The organism is Acidovorax sp. GW821-FHT09B03 (assembly GCF_059418305.1).
The window spans coordinates 558,739-583,727 of record NZ_JBWKPP010000002.1; the positions used below are offsets into that span (position 1 = coordinate 558,739).

Here is a 24,989-nt window from a genome sequence, read left to right on the forward strand (position 1 = left end):
CAGGCTGCCTTTCCCGGGTTTCCCGGGTGGGCCTGGCCGGCAGATGCTTCAGGCCAGTTCTGCGATGAGCTCGATTTCCACGCAGGCACCCATGGGGATCTGCGCCACGCCGAAGGCACTGCGCGCATGCACGCCCTTGTCGCCGAACACCTGGCCGAACAGCTCGCTGGCGCCATTGGTCACCAGGTGCTGCTCGGTGAAGTCGCCGGTCGAGTTCACGAGGCTCATGACCTTCACGATGCGCTTGATGCGGTTCAGGTCGCCGCCGGTGGCCGCATGCAGCGTGCCCAGCAGGTCCACGGCCACGGCGCGCGCGGCGCTCTTGCCTTCTTCGGTGCTGATGTTGTGGCCGAACTGGGCCGCCCAGGGCTTGCCGTCCTTGCGCGCGATGTGGCCGGAGAGGAACACCAGGTTGCCGGTCTGCACGTAGGGCACGTAGGCAGCCGCAGGCACCGACACCGGTGGCAGGGTGATGTTCAGTTCGGAAAGCTTGTCGTAAACGCTCATGGTCGTCGTCCTTGGTTGGAGGTGGTGGATCGGGCCCGCGGCAGCCGGTGGCGATGTTCACCGGGCCAGGCCAGGGCAGCACGGGAGTGTTACATACCCAGGCGCCCGGGTGGTCGGCGAAGGCCTGTTGCGCCCGCGGTTTAGCATGCGCGCATGCCCGAACCCCTTGCTGCCGTGCTAGCCCGCCCCACCGGCGTCCCGGTGGCGGCTGCGCGCAGTGGCGCGCCGGTTCTGTGGCGCCTGCCCTCGCTGCTGGCGGGCAGCCTGGTGGGGGCGGCGCTGCAGTTGCAGCAGCCGGTGCTCTGGCACTGGCAGGGCTATGCACTGGTGCTGGCCTGTGCGGTGACGGGGTGGGGCCTGTCGGGCCGGCTGGCGCGGTCGGGCGGCAACGCGAGCCGCTGGCTGTGCCGGTTGCTCGTGGCCTGTGCCGGCGCCGGGCTGCTGTTTGCCACCACCGGCCTGCGTGCCACGGTCTACCTGCAGGGCGCGCTGGACCCGGCGCTGGAGGGGCAGAACATCCGCGTCATCGGCACCATCGCTGCCATGCCGCAGGTCAACGAGGCGGGCGTGCGCCTGCGCCTGGATGTGGAATCGGCCTGGCTGCCGGGCGAGGCTGCGGGGGCCGCGCGCCAGCCCGTGCAGTTGCCCGAACGCATGGACGTCTCCTGGTACGGCGGCTTCTTCTTCGGCGCCACCAGCGCGACCACCACCGTGCGGCCCCTGGAGCCGCAGCGCCGGCCACCGGCGCTGCATGCGGGCGAGCGTTGGGAAATGACCATCCGCCCGCGCGCACCGCATGGCCTGAGCAACCCGCATGGCTTCGACTACGAGCTCTGGACCTGGGAGCAGGGCGTGCAGGCCACGGGCACGGTGCGCACGGGCCCCAAGGACCTGGCACCGGTGCGCCTGGCCAGCACCTGGCAGTACCCGGTGGAGCAGGCACGGCAGTCGGTGCGCGATGCCATCCTGGCGCGCCTGGCGCCGGGCCTGGACCCCGACGACCCGGGCCGCGCGCGCATGGCCGGCGTGGTGGCGGCGCTGGTCACGGGCGACCAGCGGGCCATCGACCGGGCCGACTGGGACGTGTTCCGCGCGACCGGCGTCGCGCATTTGATGAGCATCTCGGGCCTGCACATCACTTTGTTCGCCTGGCTCGCCGCGCTGGCGGTGGGCGCGTTGTGGCGCCGCTCGCCGCGCCTGTGCCTGGCCGTGCCGGCGCCCACGGCGGCGCTGGTGGCAGGGGTGCTGCTGGCGGCGGCCTATGCGCTCTTCAGCGGCTGGGGCGTGCCTGCGCAGCGCACGGTGACCATGCTGGCCACGGTGGCCCTGCTGCAGCTCTCGGGCCGCCGCTGGCCCTGGCCGCAGGTGTGGCTGCTGGCCTGCGCGGCCGTGGTCTGGGTGGACCCCTGGGCATTGCACCAGGCGGGCTTCTGGCTCAGCTTCGTGGCGGTGGCGGTGCTGTTTGCCACCGACACCCGGGCCGTGGGCGGCGCGCCGCCCCGGGGCCGGGCGCGTGTGCTGGCGCTGCTGCGCGAGCAGTGGGTGGTCACGCTGGCGCTCACGCCGCTGTCCCTGCTGCTGTTCGGCCAGGTGTCGCTGGTGGGCTTTGTGGCCAACCTGTTGGCGATCCCCTGGGTCACACTCGTCGTCACACCGCTGGCGCTGGGCGGGGTGCTCTGCATACCCCTGTGGAACCTGGCGCTGTGGAGCCTGCAGCCGCTGGCGGCCCTGCTGCAGTGGCTGGCCACGTGGCCCATGGCTGTGCTGTACCTGCCCGTGGCGCCGCTGTGGGCCGGAGCGGCGGCCCTGGCCGGCGGCCTGCTGCTGGCCATGCGCCTGCCGTGGCGGCTGCGCCTGCTGGCCCTGCCGCTGGTGCTGCCGGTGCTGTGGTGGCAGCCGGGCCGGCCGGCGCCGGGCCAGTTCGAGCTGCTGGCTGCCGACATCGGCCAGGGCAATGCGGTGCTGGTGCGCACGGCCAGCCACACCCTGCTGTACGACGCCGGGCCGCGCTTCAGCCTGGAAAGCGATGCCGGCCACCGCGTGCTGGTGCCGCTGCTGCGCGCCCTGGGCGAGCGCGTGGACGTGCTCATGCTCAGCCACCGCGATGCCGACCACACCGGGGGCGCGGCGGCCGTGCTGGCCCAGCAGCCCGGCGCCCGGCTCACCGGCTCCATCGAGGCCGGGCATGAGTTGCAGGCCCTGCGCCCGGCCACGCCCTGTCTGGCCGGGCAGCGCTGGGCGTGGGACGGCGTGGCCTTCGAGGTGCTGCACCCTGCGCCCGGTGCCGGGGCGGTGGTGCGTGCCAACCACGCCAGCTGCGTGCTGCGCATCGTGGCGGCGGGCACAAGGGCGGGGGATGGGCCCCCGGTGGCGCTGCTGGCCGGCGACATCGAGACCGCGCAGGAGCAGGCCCTGGTGGCCGGTGCTGCCCCGCTCAAGGCCGATGTGCTGCTGGTACCGCACCACGGCAGCAAGACCTCGTCCACCGGTGGCTTCCTGGATGCCGTGGCGCCGCGCACCGCTTTGGTGCAGGCCGGCTACCGCAACCGCTTCGGCCATCCGGCGCCCGATGTGCTGGCGCGCTACCAGGCGCGCGGCATCACCGTGGTGGAGTCGGCGCGCTGCGGGGCCGCCACCTGGTCATCGGCCCGGCCCGAGGGCGTGGCCTGCCAGCGCGAATCCGGCCAGCGGTATTGGCAGCACAGCATGGTGCCAGCTTTGTCGCGCTGAGCCCAGCGGGGGGTGCGATGGCACAGTGCCTTGGTAGGCCGATCCGGAAAACTGGGCGCACAACTTGCTATCCTGCAAGCAGGAGGCCAGTTCATGCAGAAATTTGATGAGATGTACGCCATGCTGCCTTTCGATGGCAGCGACGTGCGAGAACACTACAAGCGCTACGCGCAATGGCTGTCCAGGCAGCCGGTGGACGTGATGCAGGCCCGCCGGGCCGAGGCGGAGATGATCTTCCGCCGCGTGGGGATCACCTTTGCCGTCTACGGCGCCAAGGACGAGGACGGCGCCGGCAACGAACGCCTCATCCCCTTCGACCTGATCCCCCGCATCATCCCCTCGCACGAGTGGGCCAGCATGCAGCAGGGGCTGGTGCAGCGGGTCACGGCGCTCAACCGTTTCATCCATGACGTCTACCACGGGCAGGACATCATCCGCGCCGGCATCGTGCCGGCCGATCTGGTGCTCAACAACGCCCAGTACCGCCCCGAGATGGCCGGTGTGCAGGTACCGCAGAACATCTACGCGCACATTGCCGGCATCGACATCGTGCGCGCCCCCAACGCCCAGGGCGAGGGCGAGTACTACGTGCTCGAGGACAACCTGCGCGTGCCCAGCGGCGTGAGCTACATGCTGGAAAACCGCAAGATGATGATGCGGCTGTTCCCCGACCTGTTCAGCATGCACAAGGTGGCGCCAGTGGCCCACTACCCCGACATGCTGCTCGAGACCCTGCGCGCCAGCGCCCCTGCCACGGCCGACGAGCCCACGGTGGTGGTGCTCACGCCGGGCATGCACAACAGCGCCTACTTCGAACACGCTTTCCTGGCCCAGCAGATGGGCGTGGAGCTGGTCGAAGGCCAGGACCTGGTGGTCAAGGACCGCTTCGTCTACATGCGCACCACGCGCGGCCTGCAGCGCGTGGACGTGATCTACCGCCGCGTGGACGACGACTTCCTCGATCCGCAGGTGTTCCGCCGCACCTCCACGCTGGGCTGCGCCGGCCTGATGGAGGCCTACCGCGCGGGCAATGTGGGCATCTGCAACGCCGTGGGCACGGGCGTGGCCGACGACAAGTCGGTCTACCCCTACGTGCCCGAGATGATCCGCTTCTACCTGGGCCAGGAGCCCATCCTGAAGAACGTGCCCACCTGGATGTGCCGCAAGCAGGACGACCTGCAGTACGTGCTGGACCACCTGCACGAGCTGGTCGTCAAGGAAGTGCACGGCGCGGGCGGCTACGGCATGCTCATTGGCCCGGCTGCCACCAAGGCCGAGATCGAGGACTTCCGCCGCGCGCTGCTGGCCAACCCGGCCGGCTACATCGGCCAGCCCACGCTCAGCCTGTCGAGCTGCCCGACCTATGTGGAGAGCGGCATCGCGCCGCGCCACATCGACCTGCGCCCCTTCGTGCTCAGCGGGCGCGAGGTGCAGATGGTCGCCGGCGGCCTGACCCGCGTGGCCCTGCAGGAGGGTTCGCTGGTCGTCAATTCATCACAGGGCGGGGGCACCAAGGACACCTGGGTGCTCGGAGAAGGAGGGACCCCATAATGCTCAGCCGCACCGCCGACCACCTGTTCTGGATGTCCAGGTACACCGAACGCGCCGAGAACACCGCGCGCATGCTCAATGTGAGCTACGAGACTTCGCTGCTGCCCCAGTCCGCTGCCGTGGCGCAGGAGGGCTGGGAAGGCCTCTTGTCCATCAGCGAGCTGATCCCCGCCTACACCGCCAAGCATGGCGAAGTGACGCCCGAGCGCGTGCTGCACTTCATGGTGCGCGATGGCGAGAACCCCTCGTCCATCGTCTCCTGCCTGCGCGCTGCGCGCGAGAACGCGCGCGCCGTGCGCGGCGCGCTGACCACCGAGATCTGGGAAACCCAGAACCAGACCTGGCTGGAACTGCAGCGCCTGCTCAAGGGCGACGCCTACGAGCGCGACCCGGGCCAGTTCTTCGAATGGGTCAAGTACCGCTCGCACCTGTCGCGCGGCGTCACGTTGGGCACCATGCTGCAGGACGAGGCCTTCCACTTCCTGCGCATGGGCACCTTCCTGGAGCGCTCGGACAACACGGCGCGCCTGCTGGACGTGAAGTTCCACGCGGTCAAGAAGGATTTCTTCGGTCGCGCCAGCGAGCGCAACCAGGAGAACGACTTCTACCACTGGAGCGCCATCCTGCGCAGCGTCTCGGCCTTCGAGGTCTACCGCAAGGTCTACCGCGACGTGATCACCCCGGGCCGCGTGGCGGACCTCTTGATCCTGCGCCGCGACATGCCGCGCTCGCTGCATGCCAGCATGCGCGAGGTGGTGGACAACCTGGCCGTGCTGGCCAACGACCACTCGTCCGAGACCCAGCGCCGCGCCGGCCGCCTGCTGGCCGACCTGCAGTACGGCCGCATCGACGAGATCCTGTCGACCGGGCTGCACGCCTTCCTCACGCAGTTCCTGGACCGTGTGAACGACCTGGGTGGCGGCATCAGCCGCAACTTCCTCGTCGCGACCGGGGACTGACGCAGCCCTGCCCCGGGCGGCTTCAGGCGCCCGGGTCCAGGGGCAGCCCGCCCCAGTGGGCCGCCACCACCGACTGCACCTGCGCCACCGCCGAGTCGCGCAGCGCATCGGTGCGCCAGCCCAGCTCCACCGCATAGCGCGGCATGACCACGGGGCAGGGCAGCACCGTGAGCCCGCACAGGCGTGCCATGGCGTGCGCGGCATGGATCGGTACGGTGGCCACGGCCTGCGTGCCCTTGAGCAGGTAGGGCAGGGCGGCGAAGTGCGTGGTCGATGCCACCACGCGCCGCTTGTGGCCCAGGGCGGCCAGCACCTCATCCACCACGCCGATGAAGCCGCCCGATGAAATCAGCACGTGGTCGCGCGCCACGTAATCCTCCACCGTGAGGCGCAGCGCCGCCTTGCGCCGGCTGGGCGGTGCATCGACCACACAGGCATAGCCGCCTTCGCCCAGCGAACGGTGGCTGAGCCAGCGCGTGGCCAGGCCGCCGGCGGTGATGGCCAGGTCGATCTCGCGCGCCATCAGCATCTCGGCCACGATCTGGCTGTGCGCCTGCCGGAAGGCCAGGCGCAGGCCCGGCGCATGCTGCGCCAGCAACTGCACCAGCCACGGGCCCATGGCGATCTCGAAATCGTCCGACAGGCCCAGCACCACCGAGCGGCCCTGGTAGCGCGCGGCCGGCGAGGTGCCCAGGGCCAGGCTCTCGCGGCATTTGTTGAGCGCCTCGCCGATCACCGGCCGCAGCTCCTGCGCACGCAGCGTGGGTGCCAGGCCGCGCCCGGTGCGCGTGAACAGCGGGTCGCCATAGACCTTGCGCAGCCGCCCCAGGGCCGCACTCACGGCGGACTGGGTGAGCGACAGGCGCAGCGCGGCGCGCGTGGCGCCACCTTCCTCGTACAGCGCCTCGAACACGCGCAGCCCGTTGAGGTCGAACCCGATATCAATCTCGTTCATATCAATCAGCAATGGAGAGGCATTGATTCATCTTAGGGCTTTGGCAACACTGCGCTTGTCTTCCATCCCCAGGAACCCTGCCATGACCCTTTCCACCGTCGCCGCCCTGCAAATCGGCTCCTCCCCCGAGGGCACTGCCCAGACCCTGGCCAACGTGCTCGCGTTCGAGGGCGAGATCAAGGCCTCGGGCGCACGCCTCGTCGTCATGCCCGAGGCGCTGCTGGGCGGCTATCCCAAGGGCGAGATCTTTGGCACCCGCCTGGGCTACCGCCTGCCCGAGGGCCGCGAGACCTATGCGCGCTACCACGCGAGCGCCATCGACGTGCCCGGGCCCGAGACCGAGGCCCTGGCTGGCCTGGCCCAGCGCACCGGCGCCATGCTGGTGCTCGGCGTGATCGAGCGCGCGGGCAGCACGCTGTACTGCACGGCGCTGTACTTCGACCCCGACAAGGGCCTGGTGGCCAGGCACCGCAAGCTCATGCCCACGGGCACCGAGCGCCTGATCTGGGGCCAGGGCGATGGCTCCACCCTGCCGGTGATCGAGTCGGCCGTCGGCCGCGTGGGCGGCGTGATCTGCTGGGAGAACCACATGCCCCTGCTGCGCACCGCCATGTACGCCCAGGGCGTGCAGGTCTGGTGCGCGCCCACGGTGGACGAGCGCGACATCTGGCAATGCTCCATGCGCCACATCGCGCACGAGGGGCGCTGCTTTGTCATCAGCGCCTGCCAGGTGCAGCCCTCGCCGCGCGCGCTGGGCATCGACGCGCCCGGTTGGGACGCCGACCGCCCCTTGATCCGCGGCAACAGCGTCATCGTGGGGCCGCTGGGCGATGTGCTCGCCGGTCCGCTGCAGAACACCACCGGCCTGCTCACCTCGCAGATCGACGTGGCGGAACTGGTGCGCGCCCGCTACGACTTCGACGTGGTGGGCCACTATGCGCGGCCCGACATCTTCAGCTTGCAGGTGGACCGGAGAGCGCGCCAGAGCGTCGTTTTCAACGACTAGGACGAGTCCTGCTCCACGGCCTGCCGCACCAGTGCGAGGGCCTGGGGCAGGTCGTCCAGCGCTACCGAGCCCAGCGCCACGCGCAGCGCCTGGGGCACATGGGTGGTGGTGGCAAAGGCCTCTGCGGTGGAGACGGTCACGCCGCGCTGCAGCAGCGTGGCCGCAATGCGGTCGGCACGCTGGTCGTCACCGAGCGGCAGCCAGACGAAGTACGAGTGTGGGTGGCGCACAAGGGGAAGTCCGCCCAGCGCCTGGGTGACCAGGGCCTGGCGCCGGGCCGTATCGGCGCGTTTCTCGGCCTCCAGCCGCGCCACGGTGCCGTCCTCGATCCAGGCGCAGGCCATGGCCGTGAGCACGCCGGCCGTGTTCCACGAGGTGGCGCGGATGGCGCGCTCCAGCGCCGGGATCAGTGCCGGCGCGGCCGCGACAAAACCGAAGCGCAGGCCGGTGGCCACGTTCTTGGACAGGCTGGAGACGTAGACCGTGCGCTCCGGCGCGAGTGCGGCGATGGGCACCAGGGCGTCGCCGGCCAGGTAGGCATAGGGCGCGTCCTCGATCACCAGCAGGTCGTGCTGGCGCGCAATCATCGCCAGGCGCCCGCGTGCGCGTGCCGGCATCACACAGCCCAGCGGGTTGTGCAAGGTGGGCATGGTGTAGATGGCGCGCACGGGCCGCGCATGGCACAGGCGCTGCAGCGCGTCGAGGTCCGTTCCCTCCGGCCCCACGGGCACGGGCGCCAGGTCCAGCCGCAGGCGCTCGGCCAGCACGCGAAAGCCGGGGTAGGTGAGGGCGTCCACGGCCACGATGTCGCCGGGGTTGAGCAGGCCCAGCGCAGCGATGGCCATGCCGTGCTGGGCGCCGTTGACGATGAGGACTTGCTCGCCGCCGACCTTGAGCAGCCGCGATTGCAGGTGCCGCGCCACGATGGCGCGCTCGTGCAGGCGCCCGCCGTAGGGCTGGTAGTGCAGCAGCGATTCCAGGTCGCCCGAGGCCGCGAGCTGGCGCAGGGCCTCGCGCAGCTGTTCGGTCTGGCCGGGCACGCTGGGGTTGTTGAACGACAGGTCGATGGCACTGGCCTGCGGCGCGGTGAGGTCGGCCCCCGTCCGCGGGTACGACGGGTCGCGCACGAAGGTGCCGCGCCCGGTCTCGCCGACCACCAGGCCGATGGCCTCCAGTTCGGCATACACGCGGCTGGCCGTGCCCAGCGCCAGACCGTACTTCGCCGCCAGCGCGCGGTGCGTGGGCAGGCGGGCGGCAGGCCGCAGCCGGCCGGTGCGGATGTCGGCCGCCAACGCATCGACGACCTGCTTGTACCGGACCAGGCCCATCGCAATCCCAGTGTATCTATGACAATTCTTTGATTGTACTAAGTGGCCTGCCTACGATGGCGCATCTTCATCCCTTGCGAGCACACCATGCGCATTGCCCTGCTGGCCTTCGACGGCTTCAATGAACTCGACTCCCTGATCGCCCTGGGCATCCTCAACCGGGTCAAGCGCCCGGGCTGGGAGGTGGCCCTGGTCTGCCCCACGGCGCGTGTGCGCTCCATGAACGGCATCGTGGTCGAGCCGCACCAGGCGTCGCTGGCCTGGGCGCGCGACGCCGATGCGGTGCTGGTGGGCAGCGGCATCCAGACCCGCGAGGTGGTGGAAGACGCAGCGCTGATGGCGCAGATGCAGTTCGACCCCGTGCGCCAACTGCTGGGCGCCCAGTGCTCGGGTGCGCTGGTGCTGGCCAGGCTGGGCCTGCTCGAAAACGTGCCGGCCTGCACGGACCTGACCACCAAGCCCTGGGTGCAGGCGGCGGGCGTCACCGTGCTGGACCAGCCGCTCTTTGCCCACGGCAATGTGGCGACGGCAGGGGGCTGCCTCGCATCGTCGTACTTGGCGGGATGGGTGATTGCCCGCCTGGCGGGCGTGGAGGAGGCTGCTACCGCCCTGCATTACTTCGCCCCGGTGGGAGAGAAGGACGACTACGTGGCCCGCGCCATGGGCCATATCGAACGCTACCTGCCGGCGGCAGAGCCGGTCTGAGGCTGAGCGCTTACTCCTGCGCGTTGCGCCGCTGGTCGCGCAGCATGAACAGGTACAGGCTCTCGACCTTCTCACGCGCCCAGGGCGTCTTGCGCAGGAACTTGAGGCTCGAGCCCACGCTCGGGTCGCTCTGGAAGCAGCGCACCGGGATGCGCTCGGCCAGGCCAGCCCAGCCGAAGTAATCGGCCAGGCCCACCACCATGGCCTCCAGCGTCACGCCGTGCAGCGGGTTGCGCGGCTGGGCGGGTTTGGCGGGCGTGGCTTCTGGCGGGGTCCCGGGTTCGGGCGTCGGGGTGTCGGGGGCGTCGCTCATGTCCCAAGCATACCTTGGGGGATGGCGCGAAGCGGCTTGCGGGGGGTCAGGTCGTGCGTTGCAGGTGCGAGTTGCGCTGCACCAATTCGGCCGTCCAGTCCACGAAGGCGCGCACCTTGGCGCTCAGGTGGCGGTTGGGCGGGTAGACCACGTAGATCGGCAGCAGGGGCTGTGTCCATTCGGGCAGCAGGCGCACCAGGGCGCCGGTCTCCAGGTGGCGCGTGGCCTGGAAGCTCGTGACCTGCCCGATGCCCAGGCCCGAGACGGTCGCCGTTACATAGGCGTTGCTCTCGTTCACGCTGACCTGGTAGGGGCCGGTGATGTCCACCGACTCATCGCCCTTGCGGAACTCCAGCGGGTAGTGGCGCCCAGTCTGGGGCGAGAAGTAGACGACGATGGCGTGCTTTTCCTCGATCTCCAGCGGATGTACGGGCGTGCCGTGCTTGGCCAGGTAGTCGGGCGAAGCCACGGTGATGAATTCGAGGTTGCCGATGCGCCGCGCCACCAGCGATTGGTCGGTCAACTCGCCGCCGCGGATCACGCAGTCCACGTTGTCGCTGATCAGGTCCACCATGCGGTCGCTCACGCCCAGGTCCACCTGGATGTCGGGGTAGCGCGCATGGAACTCGGCCAGGTTGGGCAGGATGAGCAATTGCGCCATCGAGGTGCCCACGTCCACGCGCAGGCGCCCGCGCGGGTTCGAGCGGGCGTTGGTCATGCTCGCCTCGATGTCGTCCAGGTCGGTCAGCAGGCGGATGGTGCGCTCGTAGTAGGCGGCGCCATCGGCGGTCACGGTGACGCGGCGCGTGGTGCGGTTGAGCAGCTTCACGCGCAGGCGCTCCTCCAGCGCCTGCACATGCTTGGTGACCGTGGCCTTGGGCAGCGAAAGCGAATCCGCCGCCCTTGTGAACGTGCCGGCCTCCACCACCCGCACGAATATGCGCATGGCCTGTATCTGGTCCATGGGCTCTCCTTGTACTTGCACCCACCAGTGGGTGCAGCGGAATTCTCACATGCGGTTTGCATTTGATTGTTGAGCTTTTGGAAACAGTGCAGTGGTGTTTGGCCTGTTTATCGGGCAGGCGGCAGGTACTACATTTCATCCATCGTCAATCCAATGGGTCCATGCCATGCAGCCCGACCGTCCGTCGCCACCTTCGCCGTCCCCCCGTGCCGGAGCCTCTTCCAAGGCTTCGGGCAGCGCAGCGGGCGCTCCCCAGCGCACCGACGCCACCATTGAGGTGGCCAAGGGCGAAGAGGTGGCGGTGCGCGTCTATGGCCGCAAGCAGCCCGGCAAGCCCTCGCCGCTGGTGGTGCATTTCCACGGCGGCGCGTTCACCACGGGTGACCTCGATACCGGCTGCACCGTGGCCGACCTGCTCGAGAGGGCCGGCGCCGTGGTGGTGTCGGTGGCCTATCCGCTGACCCCGTTTCCCCAGCCCGTGAACACCGGCTATGGCGTGCTGCAGTGGGCGTTTCGCAACCGCGTCAAGCTCGGTGGCCAGGGTGCGCAGATCTACCTGGCCGGCGAAGAGGCCGGCGGCAACCTGGCGGCCGCCGTCTCGGTGATGGCGCGCGACCAGTCGCACCCGCCGCTGGCCGGCCAGATCCTGCTGTCGCCCATGCTCGACCCCTGCGTGGGCACGGCCTCGGTGCGCGAAGCCACGGGCGACGCCACCGGCTGCAAATGGACCGAGGGCTGGCGCAACTTCCTGCGCTGCCCGCGCGATGCCGAACACCCCTACGCTGTGCCTGCCACCGCGCACCGCCTGGCAGGACTGCCCTCCACCCTGGTGATGGTGGGCGACACCGACCCCATGCACGACGAGGCGCTGGCCTATGCCGCGCGCCTCGAATCCGCCGGCCTGCTGGTACGGCGCCATGTGTTTCCCAAAGCCGGAGAGATGCCCGAAGCCCTGGAGGCTGAGCAGCGTGAATGCCCCTGCGCCGAAGGCGCGCTGGTGCAGATCCGGCAGTTTTTCGAGGACACCCGATGTCCGGCCCCCACCTGAAACCCCAGGGTTTGTAGGATGTGGTTGACCTCAACTTAAGTTGAGGTTCGATACTCCCGCCACCCCACTTACCGAGCCAGGCGCTCACCCCGTAATTTCCGGCCATTGGCGCCGGAGGGGGAATGCTTTGCCCATGACTGGCCAGGAGCTGGTGCAAGTGCCGACACAGATCGGTACGGACCGGCTGTTGCCCGCGCTTTTTGACGATCTGTTTTGCCCATATCAACGACACGGAGGAATTGCCCATGAACACCATCGACCTGCAGGCTGCTGCACCCGGGAGCACTGCCACTGCCGACACAAAAGCCGCCGCACTGCGCAGCCGGTGTTGACCTTGCCACCGTGTCAGTGCCCAGACTTCGTCCGTCTCCAATCCACCCGATCTTGAAAACCGCAGCGGGGCGTGTTCCGCGAGAACTGCCCCGCCACAGAAAGTGACCATGAACTTCCATCTTCCTTTCCCCAAGCGCCCCCTGGGCCTCGCCACCCTGGCCACGGCCGCCGCTGCCGTCGCCGCATCCGCCGTGCTGGTGTTCCAGTCGCCCTCGGCCCAGGCCACCGCCGGTGCGGCGCAGCCCCAGGCCGTACCCGTCTCCGTGTCTGCCGTGCTGCAACAGGACATCAGCCTGTGGGACGAGTTCTCGGGCCGGCTCGAAGCTGTGCAGCGCGTGGACATCCGCCCGCGCGTGGCGGGTGCCGTGCAGGCCGTGCACTTCCGTGAAGGCTCGCTGGTCAAGCAGGGCGACCTGCTGATCACGGTGGACCCAGCCCCCTACGCCGCCGAGGTGGACCGCGCCGAGGCACAGGTCGCCGCAGCGCAGGCCCGCGTCTCCTACACCCGCAGCGAGCTGGAGCGCGCCACGCGCCTGCTGCAGGAAAGCGCCATCGCCCAGCGCGAGCACGACGAGCGCCAGAACGCCCAGCGCGAGGCCGACGCCAACCTGCGTGCCGCCCAGGCCGCGCTGCAGGCCGCGCGCCTGAACCTCGGCTACACCCAGGTGCGGGCCCCCGTGGCCGGCCGTGTGGGCCGCATCGAAGTCACCGTGGGCAACCTGGTGGCCTCGGGCGCCGGTGCGCCGGTGCTGACCACGCTGGTCTCGGTGAGCCCGATCTACGCGAGCTTCGATACCGACGAGCAGATCGTCGTCAAGGCGCTGCAGGACCTGAAGTCCGGCAGCAGCGCCCGCACCCTGATCGAGCGCATCCCCGTGCAGATGGGCACCGGCACCTCGGGCGGCACGCCGCACGCAGGCAAGCTGCAGCTTATCGACAACCAGGTCGATGCCAGGAGCGGCACGGTGCGCGTGCGCGCCGTGTTCGACAACGCCGATGGCGACCTCATTCCCGGCCAGTTCGCGCGCATCCGCATGGGCCAGGCACGCAGCTCGCAGGCCATCCTGATCAACGAGCGCGCCGTGGGCACGGACCAGAACAAGAAGTTCGTGCTGGTGGTGGGAGAGGGCAACAAGGCCGAGTACCGCGAGGTCACGCTGGGTGCGCCCATCGAAGGTCTGCGCGTGGTCACCTCGGGCCTGAAGGCCGGCGAGACCATCATCGTCAACGGCCTGCAGCGCGTGCGCCCTGGCGCCGTCGTCGCCCCGCAGTCCGTCCCCATGACCGCCAAGGCCGAAATCCCTTCCGCCGACCGCAAGGAAGCCCGCGCCGCCAAGTCGCCTGCCGCATAAGGGCACCGCGCGCCTGCTGAAAGACCATCGCCATGAATCTATCCCGCTTCTTCATCGACCGACCCATCTTCGCCGGGGTGCTGTCGGTGCTCATCTTCCTCGGAGGGCTGATCGCGCTGCGCAGCCTGCCGATCTCCGAGTACCCCGAGGTGGCCCCGCCCTCGGTGGTGGTGCGCGCCCAGTACCCGGGCGCCAACCCCAAGGTCATCGCCGAAACCGTGGCCACGCCGCTGGAGGAATCCATCAACGGCGTGGAAGGCATGCTCTACATGGGCAGCCAGGCCACGACCGACGGCGTGATGACGCTGACCGTGACCTTTGCCCTGGGCACCGATCCCGACAAGGCCCAGCAGCTGGTGCAGAACCGCGTCTCGCAGGCCGAGCCACGCCTGCCCGAGGAAGTGCGCCGCCTGGGCGTCACCACGGTCAAGAGCGCGCCCGACCTGACCATGGTCGTGCACATGGTCTCGCCCAACGGCCGCTATGACATCGACTACCTGCGCAACTACGCCGTGCTCAACGTCAAGGACCGCCTGGCGCGCATCCAGGGCGTGGGCCAGGTGCAGATCTTCGGCGGTGGCGACTACTCCATGCGCGTCTGGCTCGACCCGCAGAAGGTCGCGCAGCGCGGCCTCTCGGCCAGCGACGTGGTGGCTGCCATCCGCGGCCAGAACGTGCAGGCCGCCGCCGGCGTGGTCGGTGCTTCTCCCGGCCTGCCTGGCGTGGACCTGCAGCTGTCCATCAACGCCCAGGGCCGACTGCAGACCGAGGACGACTTCGGCGACATCATCGTCAAGACCGGTGCCGACGGCGCGGTAACGCGCCTGCGCGACATCGCCCGCCTGGAGCTGGGCGCGGCCGACTACTCGCTGCGCTCGCTGCTCAACAACGACCCGGCCGTGGGCATGGGCGTGTTCCAGGCCCCGGGCTCGAATGCCCTGGACATCTCGGCCAACGTGCGCAAGACCATGGACGAGCTGCAGAAGAACATGCCCGAAGGCGTGGAATTCCGCATCGCCTACGACCCGACGCAGTTCGTGCGGGCCTCCATCAAGTCGGTGATCCAGACCCTGCTCGAGGCCATCGCGCTGGTGGTGGTCGTGGTGATCCTGTTCCTGCAGACCTGGCGCGCCTCCATCATCCCGCTGCTGGCCGTGCCGGTGTCGGTGGTGGGCACCTTCGCCGTGCTGCACCTGCTGGGCTTTTCGATCAACGCCCTGAGCCTGTTCGGCCTGGTGCTGGCCATCGGCATCGTGGTGGACGACGCCATCGTGGTGGTGGAGAACGTGGAGCGCAACATCGAGGCCGGCCTGACCCCGCGCGAGGCCACCTACCGCGCCATGCGCGAAGTCTCCGGCCCCATCATCGCGATCGCGCTGGTGCTGGTGGCGGTGTTCGTGCCGCTGGCCTTCATCAGCGGCCTCACGGGCCAGTTCTACCGCCAGTTCGCGGTCACCATCGCGATCTCCACGGTGATCTCGGCGATCAACTCGCTGACCCTGTCGCCGGCGCTCAGCGCGCTGCTGCTCAAGGGCCACCATGAGCCCAAGGACGCGCTCACGCGCGGTATGGACAAGGTGCTCGGTGGTGTGTTCCGCGGCTTCAACCGCGTGTTCCACCGCGGCTCCGAGGCCTACAGCGGCGGCGTCAAGCGCGTCATCGGCCGCAAGGCGCTGATGCTGGTGGTCTACCTGGCGCTGGTGGGGGTGACCTTCGGCCTGTTCAAGGTCATTCCCGGTGGCTTCGTGCCCGCGCAGGACAAGCAGTACCTGATCGGCTTTGCGCAGCTGCCCGATGGCGCCACGCTGGACCGTACCGAGGACGTGATCCGCCGCATGGGCGACATCATGAAGAAGAACCCCAACGTGGAAGACGCCATCGCCTTCCCCGGCCTGTCGATCAACGGCTTCACCAACAGCTCGAACTCCGGCATCGTCTTCGCCACGCTCAAGCCCTTTGCCGAGCGCACGCGTGCCGACCAGAGCGGCGGCGCCGTGGCGGGCCAGCTGAACCAGTCGTTCGGTGCCATCCAGGAAGCCTTCATCGCCATGTTCCCGCCGCCACCGGTGGCGGGCCTCGGCACCACGGGCGGCTTCAAGCTGCAGATCGAAGACCGTGCATCGCTGGGCTACGAGGCCATGGACTCGGCCGTGAAGGCCTTCATGGCCAAGGCCTACCAGACGCCCGAGCTGGCCGGCCTGTTCACCAGCTGGCAAGTCAACGTGCCGCAGCTGTACGCGAACATCGACCGCACCAAGGCGCGCCAGCTCGGCGTGCCCGTGACGGACATCTTCGAGACGCTGCAGATCTACCTGGGCAGCCTGTACGCTAACGACTTCAACCAGTTCGGCCGTACCTACAGCGTGCGCGTGCAGGCCGATGCGGCCTTCCGTGCCCGCAGCGACGACGTGGGCCTGCTCAAGGTGCGCTCCACCACGGGCGAGATGGTGCCGCTGTCGGCGCTGATGAAGCTCGAGCCGAGCTTCGGCCCCGAGCGTGCCATGCGCTACAACGGCTTCCTCGCGGCCGACGTGAACGGCCAGCCCGGTCCCGGCTTCTCGTCGGGCCAGGCCCAGGACGCCATCGAGCGCATCGCCGCCGAAACGCTGCCCAAAGGCATCGGCTTCGAGTGGACCGAGCTGACCTACCAGGAGATCCTGGCCGGCAATTCCGCCGTGCTGGTGTTCCCCATCGCCATCCTGCTGGTGTTCCTGGTGCTGGCCGCGCAGTACGAAAGCCTGACACTGCCGATCGCCATCATCCTGATCGTGCCCATGGGCCTGCTGGCCGCCATGGCGGGCGTGTGGCTCAGCAAGGGGGACAACAACGTGTTCACGCAGATCGGGCTCATCGTGCTGGTGGGGCTATCGGCCAAGAACGCGATCCTGATCGTGGAGTTCGCCCGTGAGCTGGAGTTTGCCGGGCGCACGCCCGTGCAGGCCGCCATCGAGGCCAGCCGCCTGCGGCTGCGCCCCATCCTGATGACCTCGCTGGCCTTCGTGATGGGCGTGCTGCCCCTGGTGCTGTCCACCGGTGCCGGTGCCGAAATGCGCAGCGCCATGGGCGTGGCGGTGTTCGCCGGGATGATCGGGGTGACGGCCTTCGGCCTGTTCCTCACGCCCGTGTTCTACGTGGTGCTGCGCCGACTGGCGGGCAACCGCCCCCTGGCCAACCACGGCAGCCATACGGCTCCGCTGACCGATGCCACCGGCCCCGGCGCCGTGGCCCACCCGATACTGGCTGCACCGCGCGGCCATGACGAATGAGTGCAAGGGAGTCTTTGCCATGAATGCCAACACGATTTTTTCCGATCCTTCCCTGACCGTGCGGCGTGCGGCGCGCCTGGCGCCGCTGGTCGCCGCCCTGGTGCTGGCCGGCTGCATGGGCACGCCTGTCGCGCAGCAGCCCGAGCATGCCGGCGTGGCCGTGCCCGCCAGCTTCAGCGTGGCCGATGGCGCACCTGCCTGGACCACCGCCGCCCCCGCCGAGGCGCAGCCGCGCGGCGAATGGTGGCTGGGCTTCCAGGACCCGGTGCTCAGCGCCCTGGTGGAGCGTGCCGCCAGCGGCAACACCACGGTGCAGGAGGCGGCCGCCCGCCTGGCCGAGGCGCGCTCGCTGCTGCGTTCGGCCGATGCCGCACGCGCCCCGCAGGTGGGTGCCTCGGCCGGTGCCACACGCCAGGCCGGCGCCGGCACCACGGGCAGCACGCAGGCGTCGACGCTGACCTCGGTGGGGCTCAACGTCTCGTACGAGCTTGACCTGTTCGGCCGCCTGTCCAAGGCCAGTGACGCCGCGCGCCTGGATGCCCAGGCCCGCGATGCGCTGCTGCAGAGCACGCGTTTGCTGGTGCAGGCCGACGTGGCGCAGACCTACCTGCAGCTGCGCTCGGTGCAGGCCGAGCAGCTGCTGGTGCGCGAAAGCCTGGGCGCCTACCGCGACACGCTGCGCCTGACGCAGCGCCGCTTCCAGGCCGGCGATGTGGCCGAGCTGGACGTGGCGCGCGTGCAGACCGAGGTCGCGGCCACCGAATCCGAGGCCCTGGCCCTGGAGCGCCAGCAGGCGCTGCTGTCCAATGCCCTGGCCGTGCTCGTGGGCGACGTGGCCACGGGCTTTGCCGTGGCCCCGGCCGCCAGCGATGCGGCCCTGCCCGTGATCCCGGCCGGCGTGCCCGGCACGGTGCTGGCGCGCCGGCCCGACGTGTCGGCGGCGCAGGCTTCGGTGCTGGCGGCGCAGGCGCGCGTGGGCGTGGCCGAGGCGGCCTGGTTCCCGGCCATCACCCTCACGGGCAATGCCGGCCAGGCCTCGCCCGAGCTCGGTGACCTGTTCAAGTGGTCGGCCCGCTCCTGGGGCATTGGCGCGCTGCTGTCGCTGCCGATCTTCGACGGCGGCCAGCGCAAGGCCCAGGAAGAGGGCGCCCGCGCCCGGCTGGAAGCCGCCATGGCCGCCCACCGCGGCCAGGTGCTCACCGCCTTCCGCGAGGTGGAGGACCAGCTGAGCGCGTTGCGCCTGCTCGCCGGCCAGGCCGAGGCCCAGGGCCGTGCCGTGCAGTCGGCCGTGCGCGCCACGCAGCTGTCGGATTCGCGCTACCGCAACGGCCTGGTGAGCCAGCTCGAACTGCTGGACGCACGCCGCAGCGAGCTGCGCAACCGGCGCCAGGCGCTGCAGGTGCGCACCGCGCAGTACACGGCCACCGTGGGTCTGATCCGCGCGTTGGGCGGCGGCTGGGGCGATGGCAAGGGCGCCACCCTGGCGCAGGCACCCGCCCGCTGAGGGGCTGCTGTCCCTGTGGATCTTGACAGGGGCTTTCCGGGGTGCCCGCCCCGGCCTGCAGCAAGGGGCCTATAGTGCCGGGTGTCGCCGCTCGGCCAATGCGTTGGTTGCGTGGCCGCCCCCTTCACACCCCCTTGCTAATCAGGAGCATCCGCATGAGTTATCCCGATACCCGCCTCTTCATCGCCGGCCAGTGGCAGGACGCCGCCGACGGCAAGACCATCGCCGTGCACAACCCCGCCACCGGCAAGGAAATCGGCCGCGTGGCCCATGCCGGCAAGGCCGACCTGGACCGTGCGCTCGAAGCTGCGCAGAAGGGTTTCGAGGCCTGGCGCGACATCCCCGCGGCCGACCGCGCCAAGACCATGCGCCGCGCTGCCGCGCTGATGCGCGAGCGTGTGGACGCGATTGCCGCCATCATGGTGCAGGAGCAGGGCAAGCCCCTGGCCGAAGCCAAGGTGGAGACCATGGCCTCGGCCGACATCATCGAATGGTTCGCCGACGAATCGCTGCGCGTCTACGGCCGCATCGTGCCTTCGCGCAACCTCAAGGCCCAGCAGCTGGTCATCAAGGACCCCGTGGGCCCCGTGGCCGCGTTCACGCCCTGGAACTTCCCGATCAACCAGGTGGTGCGCAAGCTCGCGGCCGCACTGTCGGCCGGCTGCTCCATCCTCGTCAAGGCGCCTGAAGAGACCCCGGCCAGCCCGGCCGAGCTGATCCGCGCCTTCGCCGATGCCGGCGTGCCCGCCGGCACCGTGGGCCTGGTCTATGGCGATCCGGCCGAGATCTCCAACTACCTGATCCCGCACCCTATCATCCGCAAGGTCACCTTCACCGGCTCCACGCCGGTGGGCAAGCAGCTCGCGGCCCTGGCCGGCAAGCACATGAAGCGCGTGACCATGGAACTGGGCGGCCATGCCCCGGTGATCGTCGCTGAGGATGCCGACGTGGCGCTGGCCATCAAGGCCGCCGGTGGCGCCAAGTTCCGCAATGCGGGCCAGGTCTGCATCTCGCCCACGCGCTTCCTGGTGCACGAGAGCATCCGCGCCGAATTCGTGGCCGCGCTCACCAGCCACGCCCAGGGCCTGAAGGTCGGCGACGGCCTGGTCCAGGGCACGCAGATGGGCCCGCTGGCCAACCCGCGCCGCATCACCGCCATGGCCGACCTGCTGGCCGACGCCGTGCAGCAGGGCGCGCAACTGGCCGCCGGTGGCGAGCGCATCGGCAGCGAAGGCAACTTCTTCCAGCCCACCGTGCTCAACGACGTGCCGCTGTCGGCCCGCATCTTCAACGAAGAGCCCTTCGGCCCCGTGGCCGCCGTGCGCGGCTTCGAGAAGATCGAGGACGCCATCGCCGAGGCCAACCGCCTGCCCTTCGGCCTGGCCGGCTATGCCTTCACGCGCTCGCTCAAGAACGCCCACCTGCTGTCGCAGCGCCTGGAAGTCGGCATGCTGTGGATCAACCAGGCGGCCGCCCCTGCGGCCGAGCTGCCGTTCGGTGGTTTGAAGGATTCGGGCTATGGCTCCGAGGGCGGCTCCGAAGCTGTCGAGGCGCACCTGAACACGCGCCTGGTCTCGATCATGAACGTCTGATGGCGGTGTGATCCTTGCCTGCAGGCCCCTGGATGCCAGAGGCCTGCTCTGTTTCACCTGTTCAGGAGCTAGGACATGCCGACACCTGCACCTGTGCTGCACCCCAGCGCCGCGGCCTTGGTGCGCGGCGAGGGGGACATGCTGCAAGACCGGGCCTATTTCCGCCGGCTTGGCGTCCCCTACGACGTCCAGGGCCTCCTGGGCGTGCTGCGCAACCACAAGCCCAGGTCGGCCATGCCGCTGGCCTGCCACAGCCTGGCGGACCTTCATGCCACGGAGGCCCTGCCGGTTCTCAAGGAACTGGCCGACTTTTCGATGCAGGACGTCAAGGCCACCTCGGTCCTGGCCGTGGCCCGGCTCTGTGGGGCCGAGGCGACGGACTGGCTCACCGAATGCCTGGTGCGCAAGGGAACGCTCAAGAGCTATGTGCTCTGGGCCCTGGCGGCCGTAGCCGACCCGCGGGCCTACCCGGCCGTGAAGGCCTGGTCCGACCCCCTGATCCGAAAGCTTGAGCGCAAGCCCGAGAAGCCTGCGCTCTCCAACCTGGTGTTTGCCATCGCTTACCTCGAACAGGTGGCGCAGATCCATCCCGAGGCCGTCGGCTTGCTGGCACGCTTTGAAGCCGTGGCGCGCACGCTCCCCCCGGGCGATCTGTCGGAATTTCGCAGCTTTACGCGCATGTTTGCGTGGAGTGCGGCCACCACGGACCCTGTACCCGACTGGCTGGCGCAGGTGGTGGCGGCCCTCCCCTCAGAGTGCCGGCTGCATCAGCCGAGCCCGGACATCGGCCGCGTAGGTCCGTCCGACCTTGGCGGTCTTGCCCCCCGGGAACACGACGCTCAGTGAGGAGTACCGGCCGACCGACACATGGGAGATCGCGCCCAGGCGGACCAGCGTGCTGCGGTGGATGCGCATGAATTCCCCGCCAGGCAGGCTGCGCTCCAGGTCGGACAGGCTCTCGCCGTGCAGGTAATCCCTGCCGTCCACGTGGATGCGCGCGTAGTCGCGCTCCGCCTGGATGTGGGTGATGCTGCTGCACGGAATGCGCAGGTAGTTGTGGCCCGACCTCACCCACAGGTCGCTGGTGCCGGCATGGCGGTGCGCGGCGGCGGCGGCTGCGCTGCGCAGGCTGGCAATGACTTCCTCCAGCTCCGCGATCCGGTCCTGGCGGCCTTGCGACAGCACGGCCTGGCGCGCACGCTCCAGGGCCAGGTGCAGGCGCCCCGGATCGATGGGCTTGGTCACGTAGTCGATGGCATGGGCGTCGAATGCGCGGCGGGCCTGGTCGTCGAAGGCGGTCACGAACACGACGGCGGGTGCCGGGGCGGGCAGGTGGGGTACCAGGTCGAAGCCGCTGCCGCCGGGCATCTGGATGTCCAGCAGGACAATGCGCGCGTCGAACTCCGCCAGCCTGGCGAGGGCCTGCTGCACGGTGGCCGCTTCCGCGACCGCGCCGACCCAGTCCAGGCGCTGCAGGTGCCGGATGAGCCGGCGCCGTGCCAGCGGCTCGTCGTCCACGACCAGCACGTCGATGGGGTCCATCATGCGGTCCTCCAGGGCAGTTCGATCTCGGCGCGAAACTGCCCCCCATGGGTGCGGGCGCTGAACCGGCCGCTTTCGCCAAAGCGCATGCGCAGGCGGTCCGCGACATTGCGCAGGCCGATGCCGAAGCCGACCACGGTGTCCGCCGACGGGCGCCCGCCGGCCGGCAGATCGTTCTCGACCACCAGCCGCAGAACGTCCTGCTGGCGCAGCGCGCGGATGGTGATCTGCGTGTGCGCCGCGGACTGGCCCACGCCATGCTTGACGGCATTCTCGATCAGCGGCTGCAGGATCAGGCTGGGCACGAGCGCGCGCCGCACCTCCTCGGGGGCCTCCACGGCAAAGCCCATGCGGTCGGAGAAGCGCTCCTGCTCGATCGCGAGATAGTCCTCCTGCAGCACCAGCTCATCCGCCAGGCTGACGTCCTGCAGGGGGTCGATGGTCAGCGTGGTGCGCAGGAACATCGACAGCGACAGCAGCATGCGGCCGGCACGCGCGGTGGCGCCTTCCTCGACCAGGCCGGCGATGGAGTTGAGGGTGTTGAACAGGAAATGGGGGTTGGCCTGGTAGCGCAGGGCGCGCATCTGGGCGTGCAGGGCCTCCTCGCGCGCGGCGGCCAGGCTGCGTTCGCGATCCCGCACCTCGAAGGCATAGACCATGGACACATACAGGCAGGACCAGCCGAAGAACATCGCCATGCTTGAGACCATGGTGTAGCCGAAGTTGCGCCAGCTGAAGTCGGGCACCTCGGGCGCCACGTAAAAGCGGTAGACCTGGAAATCAAACAGGCTGTACAGCGGCGCGCAGGCCATGGACAGCGCAAACGCCATGGCCGCCTTGAACAGGATGCCGCGGCGGCGCAGCCGGAACAGCAGTGCCGACATGCCGATGGTGAGCAGGGCGCCGAAGCTGTTGAGCACCAGCTTGCCCGAGAGCGATTCGAGCGGGTCGACGCCAGCGATCCCCCACAGGATGCTGTCGCTGAGCAGCACGGCACTCCAGAACACCGCGGCCAGCTGCAATGTGGTGCGGCGCAGGCCGGACCAGGCGCTGGCGGCGGCATCGCCGGGCAGGTCGGTGGTGTCGTTCGTCGACGGTGGGGGTCCGTTCGTCGAAATGTGCATTGCTTCGTCGGCTGGAGAAGTCGTTGGAGTTTGCGGTGGTGGGAGTCTCGCCAAGAATTCTCCCGGGTCCTCTCCATTCCGGGAATGGGGGCCTTCCAGACCCTGGTTCCCGTCGGATGGATTCTGGCCCATCCCCATTCCACCCTTCACCGCAATGGATCTGACGCTACGGCCCTTTCGCGAATCGCTCGAGCAACTACTGCACAGCGCCGACCTGCCCAGCCTGCATGCACAGGTGCAGCAACTGGCGCAGGCGCTCGGCTTCGAGCATTTCATCTATGCGCTGCGGGTGCCGGAGCACTTTGCGCAGTCGAGCGTTTTGCTGGTGGATGGCTACCCACCAGGCTGGACCCGCCACTACATGGCCCACAACTACCATGCGCACGATCCCATCATCCGCTATTGCAGCCGCAACATCCTGCCGGTGCTGTGGCACGAGGTGCCCGGTGATGGCCCCGGCCCGCAGGCCCGGCGCGTGATGGGCGAGGCAGCCGAGCACGGGCTGTGCACCGGCCTGAGCGTGCCGCTGCACACGCCCCACGGGGAGCTCGGTATCTTGAGCGGCACGGTCTCGCGCACGGGCCGCACCGCCCAGGCCGACATGGCACAGGTCCAGGCGCATGCGCACCTGCTGGCCAGCTATGTGCACGAGGCCATGCGCCGCCTGGCGCCCATGCCGCTGCAGCCCCCGGCGCTGAGTCCGCGCGAGCAGCAGGTGCTGCGCTGGGCCGCCGACGGCAAGACCTCGTGGGAGATCTCGTGCCTGTTGCACATCTCCGAACGCACGGCCAATTTCCACCTCAACGCCATCGCGCAGAAGCTGGGGGTGTTCAGCCGCCAGCATGCGATTGCGCGGGCCCTGCTGCTCGGCCTCATCCAGCCGCGTCCGTTCTGATCGCGTCCCTGCAGGCATGCGCTGCCCCCGCGGGGGATGGCCGGCTTCTTGACAGGCGCCGATAAAATAAATAGCATGATATATATCAAAGGAGAATCATGGTCCAGGACACGGTCAAGGAGCTCGGGTTCCTCACCCTCGGCACACGCTTTCGGCGCATCGGTGAGTCGCTGCAGGCGCAGACCCAGGCGCTCATGGCGCGGCATGGCATCGACCTGCCCGCGGCCCACTTTCCGTTGCTCGCGGCGCTCGACCGGCACGGCCCGCTGGGCGTCGGGGAGCTGGGCACGGCGGTCGGCGTGAGCCAGCCGGTGGTCACGCGCTCCCTGCACGGGCTGGAGGCAAGCGGTCTCGTGGAGTCGCGCACGCTGCAGGAGGATCGGCGCATCCGCAAGGTGCAGCTCAGCGAGGCCGGGCAGGCGCTGGTCGAGCGTGCCCGGCGCGAGGTCTGGCCGGTGATCGAGGCCTCGGTGGCCCAGATCTGCGCGCCGCTCGAAGGCCCGCTGCTGGAGCAGCTGTCCGCGCTCGAAGCGGGCCTGGAACACACCTCGCTGCTGCAGCGCGCAGCCGTCTCCATCGCGGCACAGCCCGCGCGATCCAAAGGAAAGGCATCCCGATGAACAGCTCCCTCGACCGCCCCGTGTGGGCTTCGCTCCTCCATGCACCGCAGCTTGCCGAAGGCGGGGACCTCGCCAGGCGCTACCGGCGCGACGTGAACCTGTTCGCCTGCGCACGGGACGACGATGGCGCCAGCCTTGCCGCGCTGGCCAGCCTGGTGGGGGCGGGAGAATCCGTTTACCTGGCGCAGGTTGCCCCGGTCCAGGTACCGCCGGGCCTGCAACTCGTGCGCAGTGCCCAGGGGGTGCAGATGCTGGCCATGCAGCCCGTCGCGCCTGTGCCAGGCGAAGAGGCCGTGGTGGTGCTTGGCGATGCCGATGCGCCCGAGATGCTGGCGCTGGCGCAACTGACCGAGCCCGGTCCCTTCCTGCCGCGCACGCACACCATGGGCCGCTTTGTCGGCGTGCGTATTGGGGGTCGCCTGGCCGCGATGGCCGGCGAGCGCATGCGCTTTGCCGGCGCCACCGAGGTCAGCGGGGTCTGCACCCATCCCGACTTCAGGGGGCGCGGCCTCGCGCGCCGGCTGTCGTCCGTGGTGGCGCATGCCATCCAGCAGCGTGGCGACCAGGCCTTCCTGCATGCCTGGGTCAGCAACCACGCGGCCATTGCGCTCTATGAAAGCCTGGGCTTTGAGACCCGCACGCAGGTGCAGGTGGCCGTGCTGGCGCGCTAGGCTGCCTGTCCGGCGGGCTTGCCG

The 24,989-nt window shown here is 69.6% G+C and carries 21 protein-coding genes; 14 read left to right on the forward strand and 7 right to left on the reverse strand.

Annotation, left to right across the window (positions count from 1 at the left end; all coding sequences use genetic code 11):
* Positions 1–48: 48 nt before the first annotated feature.
* Positions 49–507 (reverse strand): RidA family protein, encoded by a 459-nt coding sequence (locus AC07PA_RS05915; RefSeq protein WP_007851731.1) that lies wholly within the window; start codon positions 505–507, stop codon positions 49–51.
* A 153-nt stretch (positions 508–660) separates the two neighbouring features.
* Here AC07PA_RS05915 and AC07PA_RS05920 point away from each other — a divergent pair, with 153 nt between their 5' ends.
* The 3 genes from AC07PA_RS05920 (at position 661) to AC07PA_RS05930 (ending at position 5,747) form a co-directional block, all read left to right on the forward strand.
* Positions 661–3,237 carry a DNA internalization-related competence protein ComEC/Rec2 gene (locus tag AC07PA_RS05920; RefSeq protein ID WP_494609284.1) on the forward strand — a complete coding sequence of 859 codons (2,577 nt, stop codon included), beginning with the start codon at positions 661–663 and terminating at the stop codon, positions 3,235–3,237.
* Between the two features lie 93 nt (positions 3,238–3,330).
* Complete coding sequence (locus AC07PA_RS05925) at positions 3,331–4,788, forward strand: circularly permuted type 2 ATP-grasp protein (protein ID WP_007854621.1); 1,458 nt, start codon at positions 3,331–3,333, stop codon at positions 4,786–4,788.
* Positions 4,788–5,747 (forward strand): alpha-E domain-containing protein, encoded by a 960-nt coding sequence (locus tag AC07PA_RS05930; RefSeq protein WP_007854623.1) that lies wholly within the window; start codon positions 4,788–4,790, stop codon positions 5,745–5,747. The genes AC07PA_RS05925 and AC07PA_RS05930 overlap by 1 nt, the downstream gene beginning before the upstream one ends.
* Positions 5,748–5,769: 22 nt before the next feature.
* Here the strand turns inward: AC07PA_RS05930 and AC07PA_RS05935 are convergent, their stop codons facing one another.
* Positions 5,770–6,702, reverse strand: coding sequence for a LysR family transcriptional regulator (locus tag AC07PA_RS05935; protein ID WP_494609285.1), 933 nt, complete (start codon positions 6,700–6,702; stop codon positions 5,770–5,772).
* A gap of 82 nt (positions 6,703–6,784) precedes the next feature.
* Here AC07PA_RS05935 and AC07PA_RS05940 point away from each other — a divergent pair, with 82 nt between their 5' ends.
* Positions 6,785–7,708 carry a carbon-nitrogen hydrolase family protein gene (locus tag AC07PA_RS05940; RefSeq protein WP_494609286.1) on the forward strand — a complete coding sequence of 308 codons (924 nt, stop codon included), beginning with the start codon at positions 6,785–6,787 and terminating at the stop codon, positions 7,706–7,708.
* On the opposite strand, the gene AC07PA_RS05945 is transcribed toward AC07PA_RS05940, so the two are convergent.
* Positions 7,705–9,036 (reverse strand): aminotransferase-like domain-containing protein, encoded by a 1,332-nt coding sequence (locus tag AC07PA_RS05945; protein ID WP_494609287.1) that lies wholly within the window; start codon positions 9,034–9,036, stop codon positions 7,705–7,707. The two genes, AC07PA_RS05940 and AC07PA_RS05945, sit on opposite strands and share 4 nt — an antisense overlap.
* An 87-nt stretch (positions 9,037–9,123) precedes the next feature.
* Here AC07PA_RS05945 and AC07PA_RS05950 point away from each other — a divergent pair, with 87 nt between their 5' ends.
* A complete protein-coding gene (locus AC07PA_RS05950) occupies positions 9,124–9,741 on the forward strand; it encodes a DJ-1/PfpI family protein (protein WP_494609288.1) in 618 nt (205 codons plus the stop codon).
* A 10-nt stretch (positions 9,742–9,751) separates the two neighbouring features.
* Here AC07PA_RS05950 and AC07PA_RS05955 read toward each other — a convergent pair whose 3' ends face one another.
* Positions 9,752–10,054, reverse strand: coding sequence for a VF530 family protein (locus tag AC07PA_RS05955; protein WP_007854629.1), 303 nt, complete (start codon positions 10,052–10,054; stop codon positions 9,752–9,754).
* Between the two features lie 46 nt (positions 10,055–10,100).
* Positions 10,101–11,018 carry a LysR family transcriptional regulator gene (locus tag AC07PA_RS05960; protein WP_494609289.1) on the reverse strand — a complete coding sequence of 306 codons (918 nt, stop codon included), beginning with the start codon at positions 11,016–11,018 and terminating at the stop codon, positions 10,101–10,103.
* A gap of 166 nt (positions 11,019–11,184) precedes the next feature.
* Here AC07PA_RS05960 and AC07PA_RS05965 point away from each other — a divergent pair, with 166 nt between their 5' ends.
* The 6 genes from AC07PA_RS05965 (at position 11,185) to AC07PA_RS05990 (ending at position 20,959) form a co-directional block, all read left to right on the forward strand.
* Positions 11,185–12,066, forward strand: a complete 882-nt coding sequence (locus AC07PA_RS05965; protein ID WP_007854632.1) for an alpha/beta hydrolase — start codon at positions 11,185–11,187, stop codon at positions 12,064–12,066.
* Between the two features lie 440 nt (positions 12,067–12,506).
* Positions 12,507–13,751, forward strand: coding sequence for an efflux RND transporter periplasmic adaptor subunit (locus AC07PA_RS05970; RefSeq protein WP_007854633.1), 1,245 nt, complete (start codon positions 12,507–12,509; stop codon positions 13,749–13,751).
* 32 nt (positions 13,752–13,783) lie between these two features.
* The gene (locus tag AC07PA_RS05975; RefSeq protein WP_494609290.1) at positions 13,784–17,017 is read left to right on the forward strand and encodes an efflux RND transporter permease subunit; all 3,234 of its coding nucleotides are present in this window, start codon (positions 13,784–13,786) and stop codon (positions 17,015–17,017) included.
* Positions 17,018–17,036: 19 nt separating this feature from the next.
* Positions 17,037–18,521, forward strand: coding sequence for an efflux transporter outer membrane subunit (locus AC07PA_RS05980; protein WP_007854637.1), 1,485 nt, complete (start codon positions 17,037–17,039; stop codon positions 18,519–18,521).
* Positions 18,522–18,676: 155 nt separating this feature from the next.
* Positions 18,677–20,113, forward strand: coding sequence for an NAD-dependent succinate-semialdehyde dehydrogenase (locus tag AC07PA_RS05985; protein WP_145696963.1), 1,437 nt, complete (start codon positions 18,677–18,679; stop codon positions 20,111–20,113).
* 75 nt (positions 20,114–20,188) lie between these two features.
* Positions 20,189–20,959 carry a hypothetical protein gene (locus tag AC07PA_RS05990; protein WP_494609291.1) on the forward strand — a complete coding sequence of 257 codons (771 nt, stop codon included), beginning with the start codon at positions 20,189–20,191 and terminating at the stop codon, positions 20,957–20,959.
* Here AC07PA_RS05990 and AC07PA_RS05995 read toward each other — a convergent pair.
* Together AC07PA_RS05995 and AC07PA_RS06000 are read right to left on the reverse strand one after the other, a co-directional pair.
* Positions 20,864–21,655, reverse strand: coding sequence for a LytR/AlgR family response regulator transcription factor (locus AC07PA_RS05995; RefSeq protein WP_494609292.1), 792 nt, complete (start codon positions 21,653–21,655; stop codon positions 20,864–20,866). The two genes, AC07PA_RS05990 and AC07PA_RS05995, sit on opposite strands and share 96 nt — an antisense overlap.
* On the reverse strand, positions 21,655–22,779 hold the full coding sequence (locus AC07PA_RS06000) for a sensor histidine kinase (RefSeq protein WP_494609293.1): 1,125 nt from the start codon (positions 22,777–22,779) through the stop codon (positions 21,655–21,657). Before AC07PA_RS06000 ends, AC07PA_RS05995 begins: the two co-directional genes overlap by 1 nt.
* A 154-nt stretch (positions 22,780–22,933) precedes the next feature.
* Between AC07PA_RS06000 and AC07PA_RS06005 the strand changes: the two genes are divergently transcribed.
* From AC07PA_RS06005 to AC07PA_RS06015, 3 genes are all read left to right on the forward strand, one after another.
* Positions 22,934–23,674 (forward strand): LuxR family transcriptional regulator, encoded by a 741-nt coding sequence (locus AC07PA_RS06005; RefSeq protein ID WP_494609294.1) that lies wholly within the window; start codon positions 22,934–22,936, stop codon positions 23,672–23,674.
* Between the two features lie 98 nt (positions 23,675–23,772).
* Positions 23,773–24,294 carry a MarR family winged helix-turn-helix transcriptional regulator gene (locus AC07PA_RS06010; RefSeq protein WP_007854649.1) on the forward strand — a complete coding sequence of 174 codons (522 nt, stop codon included), beginning with the start codon at positions 23,773–23,775 and terminating at the stop codon, positions 24,292–24,294.
* Positions 24,291–24,965, forward strand: a complete 675-nt coding sequence (locus tag AC07PA_RS06015) for a GNAT family N-acetyltransferase (protein ID WP_007854659.1) — start codon at positions 24,291–24,293, stop codon at positions 24,963–24,965. Before AC07PA_RS06010 ends, AC07PA_RS06015 begins: the two co-directional genes overlap by 4 nt.
* Positions 24,966–24,989 lie beyond the last annotated feature (24 nt).

Coding starts and splice junctions, on each gene's coding strand:
- AC07PA_RS05915 (WP_007851731.1), bottom strand. CDS start 507: ATGAGCGTTTACGACAAGCTTTCCGAACTGAACATCACCCTGCCACCG.
- AC07PA_RS05920 (WP_494609284.1), top strand. CDS start 661: ATGCCCGAACCCCTTGCTGCCGTGCTAGCCCGCCCCACCGGCGTCCCG.
- AC07PA_RS05925 (WP_007854621.1), top strand. CDS start 3,331: ATGCAGAAATTTGATGAGATGTACGCCATGCTGCCTTTCGATGGCAGC.
- AC07PA_RS05930 (WP_007854623.1), top strand. CDS start 4,788: ATGCTCAGCCGCACCGCCGACCACCTGTTCTGGATGTCCAGGTACACC.
- AC07PA_RS05935 (WP_494609285.1), bottom strand. CDS start 6,702: ATGAACGAGATTGATATCGGGTTCGACCTCAACGGGCTGCGCGTGTTC.
- AC07PA_RS05940 (WP_494609286.1), top strand. CDS start 6,785: ATGACCCTTTCCACCGTCGCCGCCCTGCAAATCGGCTCCTCCCCCGAG.
- AC07PA_RS05945 (WP_494609287.1), bottom strand. CDS start 9,036: ATGGGCCTGGTCCGGTACAAGCAGGTCGTCGATGCGTTGGCGGCCGAC.
- AC07PA_RS05950 (WP_494609288.1), top strand. CDS start 9,124: ATGCGCATTGCCCTGCTGGCCTTCGACGGCTTCAATGAACTCGACTCC.
- AC07PA_RS05955 (WP_007854629.1), bottom strand. CDS start 10,054: ATGAGCGACGCCCCCGACACCCCGACGCCCGAACCCGGGACCCCGCCA.
- AC07PA_RS05960 (WP_494609289.1), bottom strand. CDS start 11,018: ATGGACCAGATACAGGCCATGCGCATATTCGTGCGGGTGGTGGAGGCC.
- AC07PA_RS05965 (WP_007854632.1), top strand. CDS start 11,185: ATGCAGCCCGACCGTCCGTCGCCACCTTCGCCGTCCCCCCGTGCCGGA.
- AC07PA_RS05970 (WP_007854633.1), top strand. CDS start 12,507: ATGAACTTCCATCTTCCTTTCCCCAAGCGCCCCCTGGGCCTCGCCACC.
- AC07PA_RS05975 (WP_494609290.1), top strand. CDS start 13,784: ATGAATCTATCCCGCTTCTTCATCGACCGACCCATCTTCGCCGGGGTG.
- AC07PA_RS05980 (WP_007854637.1), top strand. CDS start 17,037: ATGAATGCCAACACGATTTTTTCCGATCCTTCCCTGACCGTGCGGCGT.
- AC07PA_RS05985 (WP_145696963.1), top strand. CDS start 18,677: ATGAGTTATCCCGATACCCGCCTCTTCATCGCCGGCCAGTGGCAGGAC.
- AC07PA_RS05990 (WP_494609291.1), top strand. CDS start 20,189: ATGCCGACACCTGCACCTGTGCTGCACCCCAGCGCCGCGGCCTTGGTG.
- AC07PA_RS05995 (WP_494609292.1), bottom strand. CDS start 21,655: ATGGACCCCATCGACGTGCTGGTCGTGGACGACGAGCCGCTGGCACGG.
- AC07PA_RS06000 (WP_494609293.1), bottom strand. CDS start 22,779: ATGCACATTTCGACGAACGGACCCCCACCGTCGACGAACGACACCACC.
- AC07PA_RS06005 (WP_494609294.1), top strand. CDS start 22,934: ATGGATCTGACGCTACGGCCCTTTCGCGAATCGCTCGAGCAACTACTG.
- AC07PA_RS06010 (WP_007854649.1), top strand. CDS start 23,773: ATGGTCCAGGACACGGTCAAGGAGCTCGGGTTCCTCACCCTCGGCACA.
- AC07PA_RS06015 (WP_007854659.1), top strand. CDS start 24,291: ATGAACAGCTCCCTCGACCGCCCCGTGTGGGCTTCGCTCCTCCATGCA.